Annotated in this window: 19 protein-coding genes and 1 pseudogene; 12 read left to right on the top strand and 8 right to left on the bottom strand. The window is 70.6% G+C overall.

Annotated features, from left to right (window positions below; translation table 11 throughout):
• Position 1 precedes the first annotated feature (1 nt).
• A complete protein-coding gene (locus ACFVZW_RS23615; protein ID WP_384524498.1) occupies positions 2-1,192 on the bottom strand; it encodes a winged helix DNA-binding domain-containing protein in 1,191 nt (396 codons plus the stop codon).
• 146 nt (positions 1,193-1,338) lie between these two features.
• On the opposite strand from ACFVZW_RS23615, the gene ACFVZW_RS23610 reads away from it, so the two are divergent.
• Positions 1,339-2,463, top strand: a complete 1,125-nt coding sequence (locus ACFVZW_RS23610; RefSeq protein WP_384524556.1) for a magnesium and cobalt transport protein CorA — start codon at positions 1,339-1,341, stop codon at positions 2,461-2,463.
• 76 nt (positions 2,464-2,539) lie between these two features.
• On the opposite strand, the gene ACFVZW_RS23605 is transcribed toward ACFVZW_RS23610, so the two are convergent.
• On the bottom strand, positions 2,540-3,139 hold the full coding sequence (locus ACFVZW_RS23605) for a TetR/AcrR family transcriptional regulator (RefSeq protein WP_384524495.1): 600 nt from the start codon (positions 3,137-3,139) through the stop codon (positions 2,540-2,542).
• A gap of 259 nt (positions 3,140-3,398) precedes the next feature.
• Between ACFVZW_RS23605 and ACFVZW_RS23600 the strand changes: the two genes are divergently transcribed.
• Both ACFVZW_RS23600 and ACFVZW_RS23595 read left to right on the top strand, forming a co-directional pair.
• Positions 3,399-4,202 (top strand): crotonase/enoyl-CoA hydratase family protein, encoded by an 804-nt coding sequence (locus ACFVZW_RS23600; protein WP_384524492.1) that lies wholly within the window; start codon positions 3,399-3,401, stop codon positions 4,200-4,202.
• A 13-nt stretch (positions 4,203-4,215) separates the two neighbouring features.
• A pseudogene (locus ACFVZW_RS23595) lies at positions 4,216-4,422 on the top strand (hypothetical protein); the annotation flags it as partial.
• Between the two features lie 91 nt (positions 4,423-4,513).
• Here the strand turns inward: ACFVZW_RS23595 and ACFVZW_RS23590 are convergent.
• Positions 4,514-5,746 (bottom strand): pectate lyase, encoded by a 1,233-nt coding sequence (locus ACFVZW_RS23590; RefSeq protein WP_384524489.1) that lies wholly within the window; start codon positions 5,744-5,746, stop codon positions 4,514-4,516.
• Between the two features lie 438 nt (positions 5,747-6,184).
• Between ACFVZW_RS23590 and ACFVZW_RS23585 the strand changes: the two genes are divergently transcribed.
• Together ACFVZW_RS23585 and ACFVZW_RS23580 are read left to right on the top strand one after the other, a co-directional pair.
• Positions 6,185-7,138 carry a 2-hydroxyacid dehydrogenase gene (locus ACFVZW_RS23585; RefSeq protein ID WP_384524553.1) on the top strand — a complete coding sequence of 318 codons (954 nt, stop codon included), beginning with the start codon at positions 6,185-6,187 and terminating at the stop codon, positions 7,136-7,138.
• A 384-nt stretch (positions 7,139-7,522) separates the two neighbouring features.
• On the top strand, positions 7,523-8,374 hold the full coding sequence (locus ACFVZW_RS23580; RefSeq protein WP_384524486.1) for a universal stress protein: 852 nt from the start codon (positions 7,523-7,525) through the stop codon (positions 8,372-8,374).
• 258 nt (positions 8,375-8,632) lie between these two features.
• On the opposite strand, the gene ACFVZW_RS23575 is transcribed toward ACFVZW_RS23580, so the two are convergent.
• Positions 8,633-9,925: an ion channel protein gene (locus ACFVZW_RS23575; protein WP_384524483.1), complete on the bottom strand. Its 1,293-nt coding sequence runs from the start codon at positions 9,923-9,925 to the stop codon at positions 8,633-8,635.
• 216 nt (positions 9,926-10,141) lie between these two features.
• Positions 10,142-11,383: a PP2C family protein-serine/threonine phosphatase gene (locus ACFVZW_RS23570; RefSeq protein ID WP_384524480.1), complete on the bottom strand. Its 1,242-nt coding sequence runs from the start codon at positions 11,381-11,383 to the stop codon at positions 10,142-10,144.
• Positions 11,384-11,759: 376 nt separating this feature from the next.
• On the opposite strand from ACFVZW_RS23570, the gene ACFVZW_RS23565 reads away from it, so the two are divergent.
• Positions 11,760-12,281 carry a hypothetical protein gene (locus ACFVZW_RS23565; RefSeq protein ID WP_384524477.1) on the top strand — a complete coding sequence of 174 codons (522 nt, stop codon included), beginning with the start codon at positions 11,760-11,762 and terminating at the stop codon, positions 12,279-12,281.
• 130 nt (positions 12,282-12,411) lie between these two features.
• Here the strand turns inward: ACFVZW_RS23565 and ACFVZW_RS23560 are convergent, their stop codons facing one another.
• The gene (locus tag ACFVZW_RS23560; RefSeq protein ID WP_384524474.1) at positions 12,412-13,842 is read right to left on the bottom strand and encodes a DUF2252 domain-containing protein; all 1,431 of its coding nucleotides are present in this window, start codon (positions 13,840-13,842) and stop codon (positions 12,412-12,414) included.
• A gap of 87 nt (positions 13,843-13,929) precedes the next feature.
• A complete protein-coding gene (locus ACFVZW_RS23555; protein ID WP_384524471.1) occupies positions 13,930-14,256 on the bottom strand; it encodes a carboxymuconolactone decarboxylase family protein in 327 nt (108 codons plus the stop codon).
• A 125-nt stretch (positions 14,257-14,381) separates the two neighbouring features.
• On the opposite strand from ACFVZW_RS23555, the gene ACFVZW_RS23550 reads away from it, so the two are divergent.
• On the top strand, positions 14,382-14,717 hold the full coding sequence (locus ACFVZW_RS23550) for a hypothetical protein (RefSeq protein WP_384524469.1): 336 nt from the start codon (positions 14,382-14,384) through the stop codon (positions 14,715-14,717).
• Between the two features lie 209 nt (positions 14,718-14,926).
• Here the strand turns inward: ACFVZW_RS23550 and ACFVZW_RS23545 are convergent, their stop codons facing one another.
• Positions 14,927-16,192 carry an NAD(P)/FAD-dependent oxidoreductase gene (locus ACFVZW_RS23545; RefSeq protein ID WP_384524466.1) on the bottom strand — a complete coding sequence of 422 codons (1,266 nt, stop codon included), beginning with the start codon at positions 16,190-16,192 and terminating at the stop codon, positions 14,927-14,929.
• A gap of 239 nt (positions 16,193-16,431) precedes the next feature.
• On the opposite strand from ACFVZW_RS23545, the gene ACFVZW_RS23540 reads away from it, so the two are divergent.
• The 5 genes from ACFVZW_RS23540 (at position 16,432) to ACFVZW_RS23520 (ending at position 22,263) form a co-directional block, all read left to right on the top strand.
• On the top strand, positions 16,432-17,979 hold the full coding sequence (locus tag ACFVZW_RS23540; RefSeq protein ID WP_384524464.1) for a carboxylesterase/lipase family protein: 1,548 nt from the start codon (positions 16,432-16,434) through the stop codon (positions 17,977-17,979).
• A 261-nt stretch (positions 17,980-18,240) separates the two neighbouring features.
• Complete coding sequence (locus tag ACFVZW_RS23535; RefSeq protein WP_384524461.1) at positions 18,241-18,966, top strand: response regulator transcription factor; 726 nt, start codon at positions 18,241-18,243, stop codon at positions 18,964-18,966.
• Positions 18,967-18,991: 25 nt separating this feature from the next.
• Complete coding sequence (locus tag ACFVZW_RS23530) at positions 18,992-20,881, top strand: sensor histidine kinase (protein ID WP_384524458.1); 1,890 nt, start codon at positions 18,992-18,994, stop codon at positions 20,879-20,881.
• Between the two features lie 122 nt (positions 20,882-21,003).
• Complete coding sequence (locus ACFVZW_RS23525; protein WP_384524455.1) at positions 21,004-21,537, top strand: hypothetical protein; 534 nt, start codon at positions 21,004-21,006, stop codon at positions 21,535-21,537.
• Between the two features lie 87 nt (positions 21,538-21,624).
• Positions 21,625-22,263 carry a class F sortase gene (locus ACFVZW_RS23520; RefSeq protein ID WP_384524452.1) on the top strand — a complete coding sequence of 213 codons (639 nt, stop codon included), beginning with the start codon at positions 21,625-21,627 and terminating at the stop codon, positions 22,261-22,263.
• The last annotated feature ends 113 nt before the right edge of the window (positions 22,264-22,376 follow it).

The raw sequence follows: 22,376 nt of genomic DNA, 5'->3' as shown, positions 1-22,376 counted from the left end.
CTCATTCGTCGACGATCCCGAAGGTCACCTCGTACGGAACACCCGGCTGAGCCATCACCCCCAGCATCCGCTCGGCCTCCTCCGCCAGCTCGACGCGCTGGGCCTTGGTCGGACGGCCGAAGGGCTGGACGGTCATCGTGGTGCGCTCCTTGGTCTCCTCCAGTCGCCAGAGGCCGGCGAGGAGCCCGTCGAGGAGGAAGACGCAGTACGCCTGATTGCCCTTCCAGGTGCGGTTGCGGGCCTCGGCGGCGACGACGCGGCTGCGGTCGGCGTGCGACAGGAGCAGGTTGTCGAACTCGGGGAGGAAGCGCGGCGGGGCCGGGGTGTCCTCGTCGGGGCGCGGGGCGTCGGGCAGGTCGAAGAGTTCGACGCCGTGCTCGTCCTGGAAGGTGACGAGCCCGGGCCGCAGCCGCTCGAAGGCGTCGCGGAGGCGGGTGAGGCCGCACCAGGTCTGCATGTCCTTGACGGAGGCGGGGCCGAAGGCGGCGAGGTAGCGCAGGACGGTCTCGTCGGGGGTGGGCTCGGCTTCGGCGGCGACGGCATTGGAGGGGATGGCCTTGGAGGGGTCGGCTTCGGCGGGTCCGGCTTCGGCCGGTCCGGCTTCGGCGGGGCGGCCGAGCCAGGTCTCGGCGGTGGTCAGGCAGACCTGCCCGCTCCTGCACCACAGGCCGCGCGGGGTGACCTGGACGAGGGGCAACCGACAGCGGGCGGCGATGCCGAGGGACTGGGGGTCGGCGTCCGGCCACTCGACGAGGAGGGCTTCGCGGATCTCCTTCGGGGTACGGGGCCGCTCCTCGACGAACTCGCGGGAGAGGGCGGCGAGCCGGTCGAGGTCGACGCCGACGAGGCCCTTGCGGAAGATGCCGATCTCGCGGTCGCGGGCGGGCTGGACCAGGGGCCGCAGGGTGAACACGTCGGCGGCGGTGTGGGTGTGGATGGTGGAGCGCATGGTGACGATGCGGGCGACCCGGCGGGACTCCATGAGCTCGGATAGCTCCTCGGGCCGGAAGCCGTCGAGGCGGGCGGCGAGCGCGTAGTACGGCGGCTTGGTGTTCTGGGCCTGGAGGCCGAGGAGGTGCGAGACGGCGTCCTCGGCGGACATCGCGGCGGGGGCCAGCAGGAGCTGGCGGGCCAGCGTGGCACGGCCCAGAGCGCGGGTGGAGAGGACCGGGTTCGTCGTCGTGGAAGCCATGTGGAGCACGCTACCCAGACTTGCGGACAGCTACGGTCCGCAATGCCGGACCCGTATGCCGGGCGCCGCCGCGCTGCGGCAATGCGCCGCATATATCCTGCCCGGAGACCCTGGACCCGATCATGAACACGGAGAGGGACCCCCCGATGTCGGAGCGCCGCCCTCGCGCAGCCTGGCGCCGCCAGCCAGAGCCGCCGGCCACGCCGCCGGAGCCGCAGCCGACCGGGCCCGAGTCCGTAACCGCCGATCGGCCGAGCGTGGTGCAGGCGACCCTCTACCGGGATGGCCGCCGGGTCGCCTCCCCCGCAACGCTGGCCGAGACGTTCCGTCGGCTGCGGGAGTACCCCGACGGCATGGCCTGGATCGGCCTGCAGCGCCCGACGGAGTCCGAACTCCATTCGCTGGCGGGCGAGTTCGACCTGCACGAGCTGGCGGTGGAGGACGCCCTGGAGGCGCACCAGCGCCCGAAGCTGGAGCGTTACGGCGACACCCTCTTCGTCGTGCTCCGCGCGGCGCGCTATCTGGACGCCCAGGAGGAGGTGGACTTCGGCGAACTGCATGTCTTCGTGGGCCAGGACTTCGTGATCACGGTCCGCCACGGCGCGGCCCCGGACCTCTCGGCGGTCCGCCACCGCATGGAGGAGAACCCCGACCTCCTGGCACTGGGCCCGGAGGCGGTCCTGTACGCGATCCTCGACGCGGTGGTCGACGGCTACGCTCCGGTGGTCGCGGGCGTCCAGAACGACATCGACGAGATCGAGACCGAGGTGTTCGGCGGTGACCCGGCGGTCTCCCGCCGCATCTACGAACTCTCCCGGGAGATGGTCGAGTTCCAACGAGCGACCCGCCCCCTCGTCGGCATGCTGCACGGCCTGATGGCGGGCTTCGCCAAATACGGCACGGACGAGGAACTCCAGCGCTACCTCCGCGACGTGGCCGACCACGTCACCCACACCAGCGAGCGCGTGGACGGCTTCCGCCAGGCCCTGACGGAGATCCTGACGGTGAACGCGACCTTGGTGACGCAGCAACAGAACGCGGAGATGCGAGCACTGGCGGAGGCGGGCTTCGAACAGAACGAGGAGATCAAGAAGATCTCCGCCTGGGCCGCAATTCTCTTCGCACCCACACTCGTTGGAACCATCTACGGCATGAACTTCGATTCCATGCCCGAGTTGGGCTGGAGCTTCGGATACCCCTTCGCGGTCGGCTTGATGGGGGTCGTTTGCGTCAGTTTGTACGTGATTTTCAAGCGACGGGACTGGCTCTAGAGTCGTCAACCATTCGCCCGCACATGCCACCCATGCGCACCGGTCACCGCGTTCCGGTGGCCGGTGCGCATCGGGCTCAGGGCTGAGCGCTGCCCAGAAAGCGCTGGGCCCACAGGCGGAGCAGTTCGTCCTCGAAGGCCGGGTCCTCGCGCAGCACGCTGGTGAGCGCGAGGCCTCGGTGGAGCACGAGGAGCGATTCGCAGACCAGGGCGAAGTCCTCGCGGGCCGTGACGTCCGGCCCGAGGATGTCGGAGATCACGGCACGTTGGGCCGCACCCACCTCTCGTTCCGCGGGCAGCAGGGCCGCCTTGAGGTCGGCGTCGGTGCGGGCGGCCAGCCACAGCTCCAGGCCGGCAAGGAAGTGCGGGCCGGACATGGCGGCACGGAGCAGGGCCAGCCCCTGCTCCGGGCTCGGTGCGCCGGAACTCGTCTCGGCGCGGATGTGCGCGAGGCGGAGTTCGGCGACGTGGTGGGTGGCGGCGGCCAGCAGGTCGGCCTTGGAGGCGAAGTGATACAGCAGGGCACCCCGCGAGACCCCTGCCCGCTCCTGTACGCGCTGGGTGGTGGTGTGGGCGAAGCCGTACTCGACCAGGCAGTCGATGGTGGCGTCGAGGAGTCGCTGTCGGGTCTCCTCCCGGCGTTCCCGCTGGGTGCGTCGAGGTCGAGCAGAGGGCATGGGGCGAGCGTACGGTACGGAAGATCGCCCCACATACCGTCTAGACGGACTGTATGTTCCGGGTCTAGCGTGCCTCCCGTGCCTGCCGCTGCCCATGTCCAAGGAGACTCCGTGCGCTTCGCGGGACGTTCCGACATTCGTCTCGAAGACCGAAGCCCGACCTGCGCGAGGTCGACGAAGCCGACGACCGGTCGGGCACATGTCCCGGCCGGAAAGGTTCCCCGCCGGGCCCGCGTGAACCCATGTGGAAGGGAGAGCAATGAATAGGTCCCCTGTCCGGATCGAGCGCGAGGGCCCCGTGTGGACGGTGATCCTCAGCCGGCCCGAGGCCCGCAACGCCGTCGACGGCCCGACCGCAGCCCGGCTCGCCGACGCCTTCCGGGAGTTCGAATCCGACCCGGACGCGGGCGTTGCCGTGCTGTGGGGCGAGGGTGGCACCTTCTGCGCCGGCGCCGACCTCAAGGCCGTCGGCACCGAGCGCGGCAACAAGGTGGTGGCCGAGGGCGACGGACCGATGGGCCCCACCCGGATGCGGCTGAGCAAGCCCGTGATCGCCGCGATCGCCGGACACGCGGTGGCCGGCGGACTCGAGCTGGCGCTCTGGTGCGATCTGCGGGTCGCCGAGGAGGACGCCGTCTTCGGCGTCTTCTGCCGCCGTTGGGGCGTGCCGCTGATCGACGGAGGCACGGTGCGGCTGCCACGCCTGATCGGCGAGAGCCGCGCCATGGACCTGATCCTCACGGGCCGGCCCGTCCCGGCCGTCGAGGCGTACGACATCGGGCTCGCCAACCGGCTCGTCCCGGTGGGCGACTCGCGCGCGGCAGCGGAGCGACTCGCGCGCGAGATCGCCGCCTTCCCCCAGCTGTGCCTGCGCCACGATCGGCTCTCCGTACGCGAGGGACACGGCCTGAGCGAGGCGGACGCCCTGGCCGTCGAGTACCGGCACGGCATGGTCCCGCTGACCGCGGGTGAGACCCAGACCGGCGCCGACAGGTTCGCGGGAGGCGCCGGCCGCCACGGATCCTTCGCGGACGTGTCTGACGCGACCGGTGTAACCGACTGAGCCGAGGTCGTGGACTGAGCACCACCCGGCGTTGTTCCCCGGCGCGTCCGGTGACCACAAACCCGTTCACATCGACCTGGACTTCGTACGTTCCGCCGGCCAGGACGACGCCTTCGCCCACGGCACGCTCTCCATGGCCTTCGACGGCACCGTCCCCCCTCGGCGACGCCGAGATCGCCCTTCCGCGAGGCGCATCCCCCATTCCCTCCCGTACCGCTGACACCCGGCACAGCGCGACGCCCAGGGGCGGGTGTCGCCACTCCCGCGTAGGGACCCCCGGGTCCACCCACGGGGGTCCCCCGGCCGAGTGGTCAGTCCACGTAGGTGATGTCGGTGGTGGCGTAGATGCAGTGGGTGGAGTCCGGGCCGCTGCCGGTCTTCACCGGTTCGCCGCTGGTCACCCCCTGGTAGCGGGTGCAGATGTCGATGTCGCGGTCGGCGTCGTCGTAGATGGTGATCCCGGAGAACCGTGCCGTGTCGCCGTAGTTGGAATTGATGCCCACGACGGCGTCACCGGGTGTGGTGATCCAGACGTTCTGCAGCTGTACGTGTCGCGCGTACTGCGTGGAGCAGTTGCCGCAGGCGCGGTAGAGCTTGCCGAAGTCCTGCACCTGGAAGTTCTTGATGATCACGGTGCCGGCGCCGTTGTGCTGGAAGACCTTGTCCTCCGCCAGCTTGGCGCCGCCGCCGTCGACCGTGCGGACGAGCGAGGCGGAGCTGCCGAGGAAGGTCGCGGCGTCCTCGCCCACGTCTTCCCACCAGACGTTCTTCAGTGTGCATGCGCCCTTGCAGTGCACACCGTCGGCGGCCGGCGCTCCGAGGATGACGTTCTGCAGAACGGCGCCGTCCTCCAGCTCTATGAGGGCGGGCAGGTCCTCGGACTGGTCATCGCTGCCGAGCGGTCCGCTCCCGTACAGGCGCTTGAGGCCGCCGTCGTAGGTGCCCGACACCGCGATGGTCTCGGTGACGGGTTGGCTTCCGCCGGCGGTGGGCCATGCGGGCGGGGCGCCCCCTGCAGGCGGCGTCGGGGTCGGGGTGGGAGTGGGCGTCGTCGAAGGCGGTGTCGATCCGGCGGCGGTGAGGGTCCAGCGCTTGCTGATCGCCGAGTCGCAGGAGTTCTGCTGGACCGGGGCGCCCGCCGCGGTGGAGCTGTCCTTGACGTTCAGGCACTTCCCGCCATTGCTGTTGACGACCTGGTAGGTGTCGCCGCTCACCGACGCGAGCGTCCACAGTTGGGTGGCGGTGCCGTTGCAGCTCCGCTGCTCCACGGCCTTGCCGGCGCTGGTGGAGCCGTCACGGATTCCGGCGCACTTGCCGCTGTGTACCGCGGCGAGCGTGTAACCGCCGCCGGTCGCGGTGAGCCGCCAGGTCTGGTCGGCTGCTCCGTCGCAGCCGGCCTGCGCGAGCTGGGTTCCGTCCGCCGTGCCCGCGCCGGGCATCTCCAGACACAGTCCGCTGTTCGCGTTCACCAGGCTGTACGAGCTGTCTGCAGGCGCGGCCGCGACCTCGCCACCTCCGACCAGTGCGGTGAGGGTGGCCGCCATCAGCGAGACGACCCCGGCGAGGGCTGCGGAGCGAGCGCCACTTCGCCTTCGACCATGATGCTTTCGTCTGTGCACGATCGATTCCTTTCACCACCTGCGACGCGTTCCGCAGGGACCAATGGATGGATGGATGCTGTGAGAGGTCGGCCAGGCCGTATCGGCCATGTTCAGGATGCAACGCGCAGTTCTTGTATGTGAACAGTGCCGTGACGGTAGGTCACCCTTCTCTCACAGGTCAACCCCCCAGAACCACCTTGGTTCGAACCATTGACGAATCCTCGCGGCAGGCCTGACTTCACCGCGTCGCACGGGGTGCGCCCCCACGACCGACCCACCGAGTTCCACCGAGTTCCACCGAACGGAAACTCAGCGGACGATGACGGTCGAGTCCGCACCGATCATTTGTGGCGAATGGTCTAGGTTCAGCCCGTGAGTTCCTTGGACCGTCCCGCTGATCAGAGCGCCGCCCGGTTCCTGTTGCCGTATCCGGCATCAGATGTGGGCGGCTTGCCCCTTGATCTGCCCGTCACGGTGTGGGACGGAGGCAGCGGCCCGCCGGACGCGGAGAGCCTCGCAGCGGTGGAATTCTTTGTCATCCCCTACGGCCGCACGGATGCTGCCGTACCCATCCTCGCGAGCGCGCCGCGGCTGAGAGTCGTCCAGTCCCTCTCGGCCGGCGTCGACGATCTCGCGACATTCGTTCCCACCGGTGTCACACTCTGCAACGCCAGGGGTGTTCATGACACCAGCACCGCCGAACTGGCCGTGTCGCTCGCTCTCGCGTCACTCCGGGGCATCCCCGACTTCGTGCGTGGCCAGGACGTCGAGGAGTGGCGGACCGGCTACCGTCCCTCGCTGGCCGACCGTACGGTCATGCTCGTCGGTTACGGCTCCATCGCCGCCGCGATCGAGGACCGGATCGCCCCCTTCGAGTGCGCATTCCTGCGAGTCGCCCGCAGAGCCCGTTCAGCCCCGCGCGGCCCCGTCCACCCGCTCGACGAGCTACCCGAACTCTTGCCCCAGGCCGACGTCGTGATCCTCACGGTCCCCCTGACCGAAGAGACACGCGGCCTGGTCGACGCGCGCTTCCTCGCCCTCATGCCGGATCGATCCCTGCTGGTGAACGTCTCCAGAGGCGCCGTCGTGGATACCGACGCGCTGCTCGCCGAACTCATGGCCGGCAGACTGCATGCCGCCCTGGACGTCACCGACCCAGAGCCTCTCCCGCCCGGCCATCCGCTGTGGCATGCACCCCACACACTCATCAGTCCTCACGTCGGAGGCAACAGCTCGGCCTTTCTGCCGCGGGCACTCCGGCTGATCCGCACCCAGATCCTGCACCACCTCGCCGAAGAGCCACTGGAGAACGTCGTTCCGACCCGCAAGCCCTGATCTCGGATCGGTCCATGCGCGGGACCAGGGTTCTGTCCAGAGGGGAGGGGACCACCGATCACGAGTACCCCCTGGCGCCCCACTCCGTGCGCAATCTGCGAGACCGCACGGCTGTCTCCGCTGTCCACCCGTTTGGTCAACCCTCCCGCTGCCGAAGAGCCCCAAGGACGCCCTACGCGTGGTGTCCGGTGCAGGAAGACGACGTACCCGCCGCCGTCTCGGCGTCGTCGGCCAGATGGGGCACTTCGGTAGCGCCACCGAACGCGGTGCACCACAGCATTTCAGCGACTCGGTAGCTTCGTGACCAGGTGTCTCGGGCGTGGGTGCTCATGGGCGGCCCATGTGATGGCCCGTTGACGACAGCCCCGAAGCGAGGAGAGCGGCATGTCACGACCTATCACCGTGGGAGTGGATGGCTCCGAGGGAAGTGTGGCGGCATTGGACTGGGCCGCCGATGAGGCGGCGCTGCGCGGCACCGGTCTGCGGCTGGTGTACGCCACGCGGTGGGCGCAGCACCAGTTGGCGGCCATGAAGGTGTCGCACGAGGATCGCGCCGGCGAGGCGGAAGGTGTACTCGCTGCGACCGAGCAGCGTGTCCGGGACCGGCAGCCAGACCTCGCGATGACCGCCGACGAAATCGAGGATGCCCCCAACAGTGTGCTGTTGGCTGCCGCGGCGGAGGCGGACTTGCTGGTCGTGGGCTCTCATGGGCTTGGTAGCGTCCGCGGTTTCATCGTGGGTTCCGTGGGTCAGGAGGTTGTCGCGGACTCGAAGCGTCCGGTGGTTCTCGTGCGTCCTGGAGATGGGGAGAGCGGGTCCGGAGCCACCGATGAGAGGGGCCACCGGAAGGTGGTCCTCGGTCTCGACGTGACCGAAGTGAAGGACGAGCTCCTGGAGTTCGCCTTCGACTTCGCCGGGCGGCATGGCGTGCTGTTGGAGATCGTGCACACGTGGCACGCCCCGTTCGCTCAACGCCACACGTCGGCCGAGGACGCCGACATGGCATCGGCGCTCTCACACGCGGTGCGCCCCTTCCGCGACAGGTTCCCGGCGGTGGAGGTGTCCGAAGTATCCGCTCCGGGGCGGGCGGCCGAGCACCTCGTCGAAGCCGCACACGACGCGGGTCTCGTGGTCGTCGGCCGACGCAGGGCGGCCAAGGGCTCTCACATCGGTTCGGTCACCCACGCCCTCATTCACCACGCCTCCTGCCCCGTGGCCGTCGTACCGCACAGCTGACGGACGAGGGCCCGGGCATTCGACCGGACATCGCAGATTCGGCGTCTCGCGGTGGCGGCGCGGCGGGACGACCGGTCCACGGAAGGTGTTCGGCGAGGTGGTCACCTCGCTCCGAGGTCGGGATCACAAGGTGCCTTCACCGCCCGGTGCTTCAGCGGAGCCGGGCGGTCTACGCCGAACGTCATGGCCGCTCGTCCCGGACACGCTCGCCACGGTCGCGGTGAAGGCGTTGGCATGCGGTCAACAACGTCCGGACGTTCAGTGCTGGGAAGCGCCGGACTCGTCCAGTTCGAGCCGGGGACGGCCGGTGACGACCAGCCAGGCGGGCAAGGAAGCGAGACAGAGCACGGCGAACATCGAGGGCTGAGGGGCGAGGACGGCGGCGGTGAAGAGGCTCACCCAACCCAGCCTGGTGGTCGCGAGAAGCACGCCGAGCACGCCGGAGGAGACGGCGACGGCCGGAGGGATCTCCGGCACGAGCGCCTGGGCGAGCAGACCGAAGGCGACGCCGACGAACACGGCGGGGAAGATCCTGCCGCCCCGGAAGCCGCAGGAGGCGGCGATCAACAGGGCGGCGAGCTTGACGGCTGCCATTTTCGCCAGGTCACCGGAGGACCAGCCGCCGAGGTTCGAGGTGAGTTCCTTGATCTGCTCCAAGCCCTTGAAGAGCGTCAAAGGCCCCCCGAGCGCGCCGAGGAGGCCGAGGATCAGGCCGCCGAGGGGCAGCATCAGCATCGGGTGGCGCAGCCGCCGGAAGGCGCTGTGGATGTAGGGGAAGCAGTAGCAGGAGAGGAGGCCGAACAGGGCCGCGGCGGTGGCCACGACCATCGCCGCGAGCAGGTCGCCCCATCCGGGGTCGGTTACCTCGGGCAGCGACAGGTTGAAGGTGAAGTCCGTGAGCAGCGACGTGATCATCGCCCCCGCCCCGGCGGCGACCAGTGGCGCGAAGAGCCGGTCCCACAGCGAGCCCCGGCCGGCCGGCTGGTGGGTGAGGGCCTCGGAAATGACCAGGGCCGCGGCCACCGGGGTGCCGAAGAGGGCGCCGATGGTGGCGGAAGTGGCGAGCACGACCCACAGCGCTCCGGGCGCGGCAGGCACCACCTTGCGGCCGAGCCAGTAAAGGAGCGCGATGTTGGCCGCGATGATCGGGTTCTCCGGGCCGAGGCTGACCCCGCCTGCCAGCGCGAGCGTGCTCGCCACCAGCAGACCGGGGACGACCGACGGGGCCAGCGGAGGGCCTTCGAGCCCGGTGGAGGCAGGGTCGGGGCCCGCATGCCCTGGAACCTTCCAGACGACCAGCCCCACCGCGATACCGGTCGCCGTCAGCACGACGATCATCCAGAGAGAGGAGTAGCCGCCGATGCCCAACGCGTCCGGGAGGGTGTCCCACACCACGTTCTTGAGCTGCTCGGACAGCTCACTGATCCCGATGTAGAGCAGGCCCGACACGACCCCGACCACGAGCGCGGGCAGGATCTGCGGCAGCAGGACACGGAGCGGGGTGCCGGGAGCGGAGGGCGGAGGCGCGGATGACGGGGTATCAGTGACCACCTGAACACCCTATGCTCGCAAATGTCTTGTAAACCCTCAATCGGCGCGTTTCGCATTCCCCTCCGGGGAGCGATCACCACCGCTATGCCGTACGCGCAGACCTCCGCTCCCACACCCGCCCCCTCCGTCACCTCGAGCCGGGAGACCGGTGGATGCCTGCCGGCTGGACGAAGCAGACGCCATCGGGCCAGTACCGCAGCGGCGGTGGCTGTCGGCTCAATCGAGGGTGGCGAGATGATCGGCGTCGCCGCCGCGCCACTCGATGAGGAAGATGGTCGCGTCGTCGCTGGTGACGCCGCCTCGTTCCTGTTTCAGGGCGTGGGAGAGCGCGCGCACCACCGGCCGCACCGCCGTGTGGTCCCGGATGGCTCGGTTGGTCAGCTCGATGAGTTGGTCCTCACCGAACTCTTGCCCACCGGGTTGATGCTCTTCGATCAGGCCATCGGTGAAACACAGCAGCCGGTCCTCGGGCTGCAGCATCCGCTCGCTGACAACCGGCTCCTCACCGCCGAAGCCGACCGGCAACGTGGTCGGGCTCTCCAACCGGTCCACCACGGCGCGGCCACGGATCAGCAGCGGTGCCGGGTGGCCGGCATTGACCCATTGCAGTAGGCCCGTAGTGATGTTCAGACACATCATCTGGGCGGTGACGAAGTGGTCGTGGCCGAACTGCTCATTGATGGCCCTGTCCATGAACGCATACACCTGGCGCAGACCGGTGTCGGCCCGTCGCGCGTGACGGTAGGCGCCGATCGCCACCGTCGCCATGGTCGCCGCGTCCAGGCCGTGGCCCATCGCGTCGATCATGGCCACATGAAGGACTTCGCCGTTGAGGGCGTAGTCGAAACTGTCGCCGGCCACGTCGTACGCGGGCTCCAGGATTCCGGCCACCTCAACCTGCGGAACAGTCATCGACAGCGGAGGCAGCAACGACCACTGGATCTCTGCGGCCACGCTCATCGGGGCTCTGCGTCGGGCCTGGAAGAACAGGTCGGTGTAGGCGTCCTTGGTGACGATCATGTCTGCGACCAGCCCGGCGAGTCTGCGCAGCAGCCGCCGGTCGTCGTCGTCGACGCTGTCCAGGGTGACGGCCATCGCCCCGACCTGGTCACTGCCATCCAGCAGCGGCAGATACATCCGCACCGTGCCGTCCTGCGGTACCTCCACCGTTCTGCGGCTCAGGAACGCCTCGCCTGCGGGTGAGTCCTCGACGGGTTCGGGGTGACCGACCATCAGCCCCCGGCCCGGCAGCGGCACCAACAACATCTGCTCGTAGTCCTGCAAGAGGATCGAGACGTCCCGGCCACCGACCCGGGCCACCTCTTCCGCAACGAGCGGGGCGATCAACTGCGGCGGCATCTCGTGGGCCCGGTCCAGCAGCAGACCCAGCAACCGCTCACCAAACCCCTCCGACCGGTCCACCCCGAACTTGCCCGGCTTTCGCCCGCCTTCGGACATCGGTGCTGCACCCCTTCGTGTCGCGGCATGGGAATTCGACGGGCCCTTGCGCGGAGCCGGAAACGCCCACACGCCCCGTACGCACAGGGCTCCTCGCGCGACAGTGATCAACCCGTACAGCCTGACACCGCCAACCGGCCCAACCAGCGGATTACGCCAGAGGCGGCATGTCCCACCCGGCCGGAACAGCCGGCATGCATGGTCCCCTGCTCGAACCGGTTCTCCTCCCGCGACCGACCAACCGCTGGACGCCCGGCAGATACGAGGCGGCAGCGACGGGGTCGGACTTCCGCTCCGCCTTCCTCGCCCTTCCGGCGGAGGCGGATCGTCCGCGGAGTTGATCCCGGCGCGTGGGCTGCCCGGACACAGTGAGGGCATGACAACCCACACGGCGCACAGCGACACGACATCGACAGAACGGCCCGTTCCCCGGTGGGCCGCCCGCGCGGCCCACGCGATGCCTTTGGTCGCGCTGCCTGTCTGTCTGTGGCGTCTGCCCATCGCCTTCGGCCACGGCATGGGCGGGGAGGTCCTGCCCCCATCACCGTGGAACATTCCCTATGTCGTCGGACTCAGCGTTCTGTCCGAGGCATTCGCACTGCTCAGCTTCGGCCTGGTCCGCCGGTGGGGAGAGGTCGTTCCCACCTGGGTCCCCCGACTGGGCGGCAGACGCATTCCGCCCTTCGCGGCGATCCTCCCCGCGACGATCAGCGGCCTCGTCTTCACCGCCCTGATGGTCCACTGGGCGTTCGGGGCCTTCCGCCTCGGCGGTGCCGACGGCTTCCCGTACGCCGAGGGCTGGGACGTGCTGGCGATGACGGTCAGCGGCCTGTTCACCTTGTGGGGCCCCCTCCTCCTGGCACTGACGTTCGCGTATCACCGCCGCAGGTGCGGATAGGGAGACTTCGACGAAGTCGAGCGGGCGGGTCGGCGCAAGCAAGGAACAGGTGCGGCGGTCCTTGGTCGGGCTGGGCCTCCGGCGATCTCGTCGCCCTGCGTCGGCGAGACTCCCGGGCGCCTCCCCCGGGTCAAGCCGCCGGCAGCTCCTCCGCGGGCAGCCGGCCCGCGCGCACCGCGTCGACCAGGGCCTGGTGGTCACGCTCGTTCTGGGTGGCGTATGCCTCCGCGAACGCTGCGACCGCTCGGTCGAACGAGTCTCCGCGGCCCAGATACGCGGCGATCGCGATCCGGTCGCCGGACCGCGCGTGCGCACGAGCCAGCGTGACGCCGCACAGTTCGCCGAACGCCTCCATGTCCTTCGGCCGCATCCTCTCCGGCATCGCGATGCCCTTCCAGTCGCGCAACTGACGGACGTAGAAGTCGCGCTGCTTGCCGTCGATGCCGTCCACCCGCTCCCAGCCGAGGAAGATGTCGCTCGCTGCCTGCATCAACCGCTGGCCGGAGACCACCCGCTCGCCCTGGTTGCTGTACGTGCTCGCACCGACGTGTTCGGCGAGCACCGAGGCGTCGGCCTCCTTGGCCTGGAGGAAGAGCGGGTCCTGGTCGTCCCGGCCGAGGAGCAGGAAGATCCAGCAGCGGGTGCCGACGCTGCCGACGCCGACCACCTTGCGAGCGACATCGGCCAGCCGGTAGTCCTCCAGGAGCGTGCGCCGGTCGGAAGCCAGAGTACGGCCGTACCGCTCGATCAGGCCGCGGAACTGGCGCTCGAGCGCGCTGCGCTCCGCGTCCGGAAGCATGTCGCTGATCGGGACGAGCAGCGGGGGATCCGCCGCGATCATGGGCCGGCCGTCGACCGTCTCGGTGACCTTGGCGAAAGCCTGCAGACTGTCGCGAGTGCGGGCCTTCGCCATGGCGCGGGCCAGGTTCTTCTGACCGCGCTTGTGGAGCCGGTCCGTGGCCAGGGCCTCAAGGCGGTCCGCGTCGATCTTCGCGTACCAGACGTCGATGGTGCGCATACCTGCGAAGCGGATCATCGCCTCGCGATACGAACGGACCGTGGAGCCGACGATGCGGGCACGCTCGGTGTCGTCGAAGCCGTTCGCCCGGCCCGCGATGACGAAACTCGCCGACAGCCGCTTGACGTCCCACTCCCAGGGGCCCGGCAGTGTCTCGTCGAAGTCGTTGATGTCGAACATCAACTGCCTCTCCGGCGAGGCGAGCAGACGGAAGTTCAGCATGTGCGCGTCCCCGCACAGCTGGGCCGTGAGTCCCGAGTTCGGGGTGCCGGCCAGGTCGGAGGCCATGATCGCGGCGGCGCCCCGGTAGAAGCGGAACGGGGACTCCGTCATCCGGCCGTATCGGATCGGGACGAGTTCGGGCACCCGTGCCGCGGACTGGGCTTCCAGAATCGTCAGCGGGTCCGGCCTGTGGGGCGACGGCTTGTACTCGGCGTGGCCGGATCGCGGCGAGCGGCGCCGGGCCTCCTTGCCGAGGGCAGCCCGTTCCTCGGGCGTGGCGTGGGGTGCCGCGCGCATCGCCGTGGTCGCGTTCTGAGGCATCGAAGGCCCTCCTCTACCTGGCCCCGCGGCCGTTGGACTGTCCAGCACCGGGGCCAGGCGACAGAAGCCTCGTTTGGGCGTCTGCCCTCAGCCCTCGGCCTCGATCTCGGCGTCTGCGACGGCGATCGCGATGCCGAGTGCCGCGGCGATGTTGCCTGCTGCCGTCATGACGCGGGCGGTCCCCACGATGGGGGCGATGGCGACCAGGACGTCCTGCAGCTGCTCGGCGGTCATGCCGGTCTTGAGGGCGGGGTCGATATGAGCCACGTACGAGATCGGCGGTGCATCCGAGGCAGCGAGTGCCGCGATGCGCGTGAGCATGAGCATGTCCGGGGTCAGCCCGCACCGTTCGATCGAGTCGACCGTCATGGCAGCGAGGGTGTCCAGGACAGGGGTTTCAGATGCAGTGGACATGACGCATGCCCTCCTGGTGTGTTTCGAGCCCGAGGGGAGGAGTGAGGCGGCAGGAACGGACGTCCGCGGGCGTCGGGATTCCCTTCCAACCCTAGATCTCATCCGGGCCTCCCGCATGGGGGCGCATGGTGCAGGCCGCCCGCCTGGGGCTCGGCTTCGCCGCCACCGGCCTGGCCGACCGCGCGGGCGTCCGCTACCCGCTGTTCGTCGACCCGCCGCTGAACCCCGGCTGGGACGCCTGGACCGTGGCCTACAAGCCGTACCCGACCACGAGCTTCTTCAACGGCACCAACTTCAACTCCGGCACCTCCGAGGCCCGCGTCGGCAGCGAGAACGAGACTCCGCGGTCATCGAGGCGGAGTACAACCGCACGCCGAACGAGCCCACCGACGGTGAGACCGTCCCCGGCGGCGACCGCGTCGTCGGCGCCCCGGGCCGTACCGTCGGCAGGACCCTCCTGACCCTGAAGGCCCGTGCCACCGACCCCGACGGCAACCTGAAGGGCCTGCGCTTGACCGCCGCGGCCAGCGTCGCGGTCGCTCGGGGGCATGCGGCCACACTGATGCCGCATGGACTGCAGGCCCATGGACAAGCCCGCTCGAATCCTGGACTTCCGAGGCGGGCGTCGCGGCGACGCCGTGCAGCTGCCCGCGGTGCGTGGCGGCTTGGCTCAGCGTGTGGGTGGGGCATCCGCCGCGCGGTGCTTGAGGTTGACGGCCGAAGCCTTGGCCACTGCCATGGGGTTCAGGAAGCGCAGTGGACCTATCAGGCGGGACGCGAACAGATGCATGTGCCGCGCCAGCGATTCATCGCGCGCTGCCGCCGAGAACATCAGCCGCTCCATGGGATTGAACGGACGGGTCTTGGCGAAGTCGGCGGCCAGGTACTGGTGGCCGAGCAGACGGCGGCGGTGTCTGCGGGCGTACGCCACGAGCGACTTGTCGAGGTCCCCCCGGCCGGTCGCGGCCGAGGCGACCGCATCCGCCAGCCATTGCGCGGACTGCAGAGCCCACCCGCATCCCACTCCCCACAGGGGATCGCCGGTCAGGGCGGCGTCGCCGATGAGGGCGACGCCCGGTGCGGTCGGCTTGCGGCTGTGCAGCGGGTAGTCGACCGAGCCGATGATCTTCGAGACGCGCTCGGCGGAGTCGATGGGCGGCGCATCGGGCAGGGCGCGGACGAAGTCGAGGAAGCTGCCCTCCAGGTCCTCCCGGAAGGCCGGCAGCCGCTTCTTGTCCGGAAGCACCGCGAGGACCGTCACCCCGTCGTCGTTCGGGAACGCGTACGCCATGTCGGGCTCGAGGAACCAGGCCTGCGCGATCCCGCCGTGCAGCGGAAGGTCGCGGAAGTGCGCGAGATAGCCGAACCGCCCGTTCTCGTACTGGCGGGCAGGCACCCGGGCGAACTTCGCCACCGCCGATTCCTTGCCGTCGGCGCCGACCACCAGGCGGGCCCGGATCTCACGCTCGCCCTGTGGTGTCGACGCGCACACTCCGACCGTTCGCCCGGCTTCCTGGACCAGCCCGGTCACACGGTGCCCGAGGAGCAGATCGACGCCAGGGGTCCGGGCCGCTTGGGACCTGATCAACGGATCGAGGGTGCTGCGCCGAACGTTGTACGCGTACGGCAGCTCGGGGCCTCCCGGCGCGGCCCTCGGTTCGATCCATCCCCAACGGGTGTACCAGCGGGCCTCGTTGCGCACGGCTCCCGCCTTCTCCAGAGCGGGGACGAGGCCGAGTTCGTCCAGCATCGGATAGGCGTTGGCCGTGAGGGAGTGGGTGCACAGCACCTTGTACGCCTTGGGGTCCGAGCGGCGTTCCAGCAGTGCGACGCGGACACCGCGTCGCGCCAGCAGGATCGCCGCGGCGCTGCCGGCGAGGCTGGCTCCGCTGATGACGACGTCGTAGTCGTGCCCCGCGCTCTCAGGCCTGGTCATGCGCTGATCGCCCCCTTCGAGGTGTGGTGCGGTTCCTGGGAGTGGTGCCGTGCCGCGTCTGTCAGGCACATGACCGAGTGTAGAGAGCCGGGGGTCGGTTGATGCGTGATCAGTCGGCTCCCCCTCCACCGACGGCGGTCCGAATCATCCGTAAATGAGTGGCGTGGCATCCGGGCGCGGCGGATCATTCGAAGGGTCCGCGCTCGCTGCGAGCCCCTTGCCCTCCGGGAGAAGTCGTGATGACCGTTGCCGCGTCCGAGTCGTCCGATTCCTCGGGAGCCCGGCCCGAGGTGCGTGCGGTGGCCGGGGTGGTGCGCGGCGCTCGTGAGGCGGGGGTCGCGGTCTTTCGGGGCATCCCCTTCGCCGAGCCCCCGGTCGGCGCGCTGCGCTTCGCCGCGCCGCGGCCCGTACGGGGCTGGAGCGGGGTCCGGGAGGCCGTCTCGTACGGTCCGCCGCCTCCGCAGGCCGGGCATTTCGGCATGGACGCGCTGTCGCAGGAGGCACCGGGTGACGACTGGCTGACGGTCAACGTCTGGTCGCCCGAACCGACCCCGGGCGCGGGGCTGCCGGTGATGGTCTGGATCCAGGGCGGCGCGTACGTGTTCGGCATGTCAGGCCTCCCCGAGTACGACGGGGCCCGGCTCGCCCGGGACGGCGACGTCGTCGTGGTGACGTTCAACCACCGCGTCGGCATCGAGGGCTTCGGGCAGATCGAGGGGGCTCCGCCCAACCGAGGGCTGCTCGACCAGGTCGCCGCTCTGGAATGGGTGCGCGACAACATCCGGGCCTTCGGCGGCGACCCCGAGCGGGTCACGGTCTTCGGCCAGTCGGCGGGAGGGGGATCGGTCGCCGCCCTGCTGGCGATGGACCGGGCGGCCGGGCTCTTCCGCCGGGCCATCGCACAGAGCGTGCAGGGCACCTTCTTCTCACCGGAGCTCGCCTCGGACATCGCCGCGGCCTGCGCCGCCGAACTGGGGCTTCGGCCCACGGTGACCGACCTGTCCGGCGTTCCCCCGCACCGGCTGCCCGCCGCGGGCGACGCGGTCAGCGCCAGGATGGATCAGTGGGCGGAGCGCTGGGGGCAGCCCGCGTACCGGACGATCCCCGTGTCGCCGGTGGTCGACGGCGACGTCCTGCGCGTCACACCGTGGCAGGCCCTGTCCGCCGGCGCCGGCCGTGACGTCGACCTCCTCGTCGGCCATACCCGCGACGAGCACCGTCTGTTCACCGCGATCACCGGCCTGCTCGGCGAGGTGAGCGAGGATCAGGCGGCAGCCGCCCTCCGTTTCCTCGCCCCGGGTTCGGACGGCGCGCGCCGGTATCGCGACGCCTTTCCGGCGGCGGGCCCGGAGGAGCTGTACGAACTGGTCCACTCCGACTGGCTGTTCCGCATGCCGTCGCTCCACCTCGCCCAGGCCCAGGCAGCTGCCGGCGGTCGCACGCACGTCTACGAGCTGGCCTGGGCCGCCCCGGGCATGGGCGGCGCACTCGGTGCCTGCCACGGTCTCGACGTACCCCTCGTCTTCGGCAACCTGGACCGCGGCCAGCCGGCCATGCTGATCGGTGAGGCACCCTCCCCGGAGGCGGAGGAACTGTCCGCCCGTATGCGCGCCGCGTGGACCTCCTTCGCCGCCCACGGCGACCCGGGCTGGTCCGCGCACGACACCGAGCGGCGACTCGTGCAGGTCTTCGACACCCGTCCTGCCGTCACCGCCTACCCGGAAGAAGCCTCCCGCCTGATCTGGCAGGACCATCCCTTCCCGGTGCTGCCGCTGATCGGCCGGTAGAGGCCCAGGCCATGCCGATGGTCCTGGCCCGCGACCACCCGTGACGACATCGCGGCCGTCAGGGTCGGAACGCGACCCCGACCGCCACGACGGTGACGGGTCAGACCTCCCGGCGGAGCTGACGCTCGCCGTTCCGAGGGCGTCCCGGGTTCCCTAAGCCCGGGCCGGCCCGATCGGACGGTCGCGTGGCCGGGGCTCGCGCACGGCGGACCGGCATGCTGTCCGGACTCGCGCGCGTGGGCATCGCCTACGATCGGCCGCGTGTGTGCTGAGGTGATGGTCGCGGAGGACGACGAGAAGCAGGCCGAGCTGGTGCGGCGCTATCTCGAGCGGGAAGGGCACTCGGTCACCGTCGTGGGCGACGGACGGGCGGCGCTGGACCGGGTGCGGGAGCGCGAGCCCGATCTGCTGATTCTCGATGTCATGATGCCGCGCACCGACGGGCTCGATGTCGTACGGGTCCTGCGCGGCGAGGCGCGGGAGCTGCCGGTGCTGATGCTCACCGCCCGGTCCACCGAGGACGATCTGCTGCTCGGGCTGGACCTCGGCGCCGACGACTACATGACCAAGCCGTACAGCCCGCGCGAGCTGATGGCGCGTGTGCGCACGCTGCTGCGCCGCACCGGCCGGGCGGGGACGTCCGCCGCCGACACCGGCCGGGTTCTCGCCGTGGGGGCGCTGCGGGTCGACGCCGACCGGCACGAGGTGACCGTCGACGGGACGCCCGTGGAGTGCACGCCCGGGGAGTTCCAGGTCATCGCCGCCATGGCCGCCGAACCGGACCGTGTCTTCACCCGGCCGCGGCTCCTCGAGAAGCTGCACGGCTTCGACCGCTACGTCAGCGATCGCACCGTGGACATGCACATCATGAACCTGCGCAAGAAGATCGAACCCGAGCCGCGCACCCCGGCCCGTCTGCTCACCGTCTTCGGCGTCGGCTACAAGCTGACCGACCCGGCGAAGGGCGCGCGGCGTGCGACGTCGTAGCCGCACGGCGCGCTCGCGTTTGCCTTTGCGCAAGAGCCTGCTCGGGCGCTTCCTCGGTGTCTTCGCGCTGGTCGCGGCCTGCTCCGTCGCCGCGACGACATGGCTCGCCGCCCAGACCACCTCGGGAGCTCTCGCGCAGGAACAGGGCCAGGCCCTGGCGGACGACGCGCGCATCTACGACGCCCTGCTCGGGTACGCGGCGACCCACCCCCGGTGGGACGGCGTGGACGGCACGGTCAAGGACCTGGCCTCCCGGTTCGGCCGCCGCATAGCCGTCACGACCCAGGCCCGCGAGCCCCTCGCCGACTCGGCCGGCAGCGCGGGCCCGCAACTGCCCAACCGGCCGTCGGCGGTCGTCGATCCGCTGTCCTTGGACAGTGCGCTGTCCAAGGACAGCGGATCGAGCGCGACGGACCGTATCGACGCACGGGCCGTCGGCCCCTTCCGCCTGCCGTCTTCGGAGCGCCGTGAACTGCGGGCCGAGGCGGATCGCGTCGTGGCGTGCCTGGGCCGACTCGGCCAGAACGTCGAGGTGACGGAGGGTCCGTCGGGGCGCCCGCGCATCGACCGGGGTGACGCGCCCGCCGACCGCGTCGTCGCGGACGACTGCTCCACCGACGATCTCGACGCCGCGACGAAGACGGAAGCCAAGGCCCTCGAAGCGCTGACCAAGCTGACCAACGCCTGCCTGAGCCGCCAGAGCCGTCCCGCCGTCACGTTGAACCCGGACCTGACCTGGCACAGCGACCTGCGGCCGGGCCCGGTCGACGCACCCAGGCCCGTGGCCGTACCGAAGGAGTCCGACAGAGCGGGCGACCAGGCCGTCGGCTCCTGCGTGAACACGGCGCGGCGCGAGCAACTGAGCTCGTACGTCGCCCAACCGGCGCTGTTGTTCATCGGCGACCCCGACCGAGGCAACGTCCCCGGCTTCGACCTGTCCGCGACGAGCACCGCCCGCATCGCCGGCGCGGCGTCCCTCGTCCTCGCCCTCACCATCGGCGTCTCGATCCTCACCGGACGCCGTCTCGTGCGCCCGCTGCGCGCGCTGACCGGCGCGGCGCAGCGCATGAAGGAAGGCGCCGAGGCCACTCCCATCGCGGTGCATGCCGACAACGAGATCGGTCAACTGGCCGCCGCATTCTATGAGTTGGCCGAGCATCGGGCCCGTCTGGAGGCGCAGCGCAAGGCGATGGTCAGCGACGTCGCGCATGAACTGCGTACCCCGCTGAGCAACATCCGCGGCTGGCTGGAGGCCGCTCAGGACGGTCTTGCCGACACCGATCCGGCGCTGATCGCCTCGCTTCTGGAGGAGGCCGTACAGCTTCAGCACATCATCGACGACCTTCAGGATCTCGCACAGGCGGACGCCGGCGCGCTGCGTCTGCACCCGGAGCCGGTCAACGTGGCGGACCTCCTCGGCCAGGTCGCCGCAGCCCACCAGGCCGAGGCCGAGCGCGCGGGTGTCACCCTGAGCGTCGTGGCGCCCAACCCCCCGCCCGCGCTGACCGCGGACCCCGTACGGCTGCGGCAGGCCGTCGGCAACCTGGTCTCGAACGCCGTACGCCACACCCCACGCGGCGGACGCGTCGAGCTGCGCGCCCACGGCGAGGGCGCCGACGGCGCCGACGGCGCCGACGGCGGGCCGGTGTCCGAGGTCGTCGTGGAGGTCGCCGACACGGGCAGCGGGATCGCCGCCGACGATCTGCCCCATGTGTTCGACCGGTTCTGGCGGGCGGAGAGATCCCGCAACCGGCGTACCGGCGGCAGCGGTCTGGGCCTCTCGATCGTGCGCAAACTCGCCGAGGCACACGGCGGTTCGGCCACCGCCGCCTCGACCGAGGGCGTCGGCTCGACCTTCACGCTGCGCCTTCCGGCGGGCGCGCGCGAGGATGCGGGCAGGGCCGCGAAGCTCTGACGGCAAGGCCACAGGCTGCTGACAGCTTCCTGACAAGTTTCCGTGAGCATGGCGATCACCGGGCGCCCGAGCGAGCCAAGTCGCGGGCGCCGGCCGTTCCGTATCGAAGGGGAGCCACAGCCATGCCGTCCCACCGCCGCCCGTCCCGACGCAGTCGCAGCCTGCGCACCGCAGCCTTCACCACCGCCGTGATCGGCGGGGTGCTCCTGCCCTCGACCTCGGCGTTCGCCTCCGACGGTCCGTCCGCGGCGCCGTCGGATTCGACCGTCCGCCCCACGGCGGCCGCCGACACCACCCCCGACTCGCGCTCCGACAATCCGAAGCCCGCCCCGGCCCCGACCTCGTCGGAGAAGGGGCGCGGCACGGTGGACAGCCAGCCGCGTCCCGTCCCGGACCGGACCCCCGGTGAGGTGACGGCGCCGCGCGGCGGGGTCGCCGCCGGGGAGCGGGCGGCAGCCAAGCCGAGTCCCGTCGCCGACCGGACCCCCAGTGAGGTGGCGGCGCCGCGTGGCGGTGTCGCCGCCGGGGAGCGCCCCGCCGGCCAGAGCGGGGACAGCACCACCGCCATCGCCGGGTCGGTCGCCGGCGCGGTGATCCTCGCGGGTGCCGGCACCGTCATGCTGCGCCGCCGGGGCGCCGTCCACCGCAACGACTGACCGATGTGTCGTGGTTGCCGCGAACCCCCGCGGCACCACGACTCCAGCGCCCCGGGGTCCCCCCAGAACCGCACCTACGGGCGGGGTGTGCGCAACAGGCGGGCGCCAGCCCGGCCGCTGCTGCTGTGTGTCGTCCTGACCACGACCGTCGGCGCCTGTGCGACCGACGGCGCCGAGGGCGACGCGAGCCGCACCACGAACACCGGATCGCCCCCGGCGGCGACGGCGTCACGCGTTCCCGCCGGCGATCCGGACCCGATCCGGGGCGAGGACACGAAGACGGTCCCGACGCGCGTGTCCATACCGTCCCTCGGCATCGACAGCGACCTGATGAGGCTCGGCCTCAACCGGGACGGCACCGTCGAAGTGCCGCCGGCGGACAAGGGGATGACGGCCGGCTGGTACACCGGGAACCCCCGGCCGGGAGAGCCCGGCGCCGCGGTGATCATCGGTCACAACGACACCCGCTTCGGCGAAGCCGTGTTCCACGACCTCAAGCGGATTCGCAAGGGCGCGACGGTCGACGTACGCGACGGCGACGGCGACGGCGGCACCGTTCGCTTCACGGTCACCGGCACCGAGACCGTCGCGAAGAACGCCTTCCCCACGGAGAGGGTCTACGGAGCCACCGAGGGGCGCGCCTTGCGACTGATCACGTGCGACGGCGCGTTCGACACGGCCGGCCATCCCGTGGACAACCTGATCGTCTACGCCGTCGCACGGTGACCGGGGCCGGGGGCCGGGTCAGGCGGCCTTACGTTCTTGGACGGGTTGATCGAGCCATTCGTAGGGTTGGGTCGCCCAGGGGTGCTGGGTGTGGCTTTCAGGCGGCTGCCGTC

Source organism: Streptomyces sp. NPDC059567 (genome assembly GCF_042735655.1).
Classification (GTDB): Bacteria; Actinomycetota; Actinomycetes; order Streptomycetales; family Streptomycetaceae; genus Streptomyces.
This window is presented reverse-complemented; position numbering and strand designations above follow the sequence as displayed.

What these genes read in the sequence shown, in the direction of transcription:
- ACFVZW_RS23610 (WP_384524556.1), top strand. Translation starts at nt 1,339, where the DNA reads ATGTCGGAGCGCCGCCCTCGCGCAGCCTGGCGCCGCCAGCCAGAGCCG.
- ACFVZW_RS23580 (WP_384524486.1), top strand. Translation starts at nt 7,523, where the DNA reads ATGTCACGACCTATCACCGTGGGAGTGGATGGCTCCGAGGGAAGTGTG.
- ACFVZW_RS23560 (WP_384524474.1), bottom strand. Translation starts at nt 13,842, where the DNA reads ATGCCTCAGAACGCGACCACGGCGATGCGCGCGGCACCCCACGCCACG.
- ACFVZW_RS23565 (WP_384524477.1), top strand. Translation starts at nt 11,760, where the DNA reads ATGACAACCCACACGGCGCACAGCGACACGACATCGACAGAACGGCCC.
- ACFVZW_RS23540 (WP_384524464.1), top strand. Translation starts at nt 16,432, where the DNA reads ATGACCGTTGCCGCGTCCGAGTCGTCCGATTCCTCGGGAGCCCGGCCC.
- ACFVZW_RS23525 (WP_384524455.1), top strand. Translation starts at nt 21,004, where the DNA reads ATGCCGTCCCACCGCCGCCCGTCCCGACGCAGTCGCAGCCTGCGCACC.
- ACFVZW_RS23545 (WP_384524466.1), bottom strand. Translation starts at nt 16,192, where the DNA reads ATGACCAGGCCTGAGAGCGCGGGGCACGACTACGACGTCGTCATCAGC.
- ACFVZW_RS23570 (WP_384524480.1), bottom strand. Translation starts at nt 11,383, where the DNA reads ATGTCCGAAGGCGGGCGAAAGCCGGGCAAGTTCGGGGTGGACCGGTCG.
- ACFVZW_RS23615 (WP_384524498.1), bottom strand. Translation starts at nt 1,192, where the DNA reads ATGGCTTCCACGACGACGAACCCGGTCCTCTCCACCCGCGCTCTGGGC.
- ACFVZW_RS23605 (WP_384524495.1), bottom strand. Translation starts at nt 3,139, where the DNA reads ATGCCCTCTGCTCGACCTCGACGCACCCAGCGGGAACGCCGGGAGGAG.
- ACFVZW_RS23590 (WP_384524489.1), bottom strand. Translation starts at nt 5,746, where the DNA reads ATGGCGGCCACCCTCACCGCACTGGTCGGAGGTGGCGAGGTCGCGGCC.
- ACFVZW_RS23555 (WP_384524471.1), bottom strand. Translation starts at nt 14,256, where the DNA reads ATGTCCACTGCATCTGAAACCCCTGTCCTGGACACCCTCGCTGCCATG.
- ACFVZW_RS23550 (WP_384524469.1), top strand. Translation starts at nt 14,382, where the DNA reads ATGGTGCAGGCCGCCCGCCTGGGGCTCGGCTTCGCCGCCACCGGCCTG.
- ACFVZW_RS23600 (WP_384524492.1), top strand. Translation starts at nt 3,399, where the DNA reads ATGAATAGGTCCCCTGTCCGGATCGAGCGCGAGGGCCCCGTGTGGACG.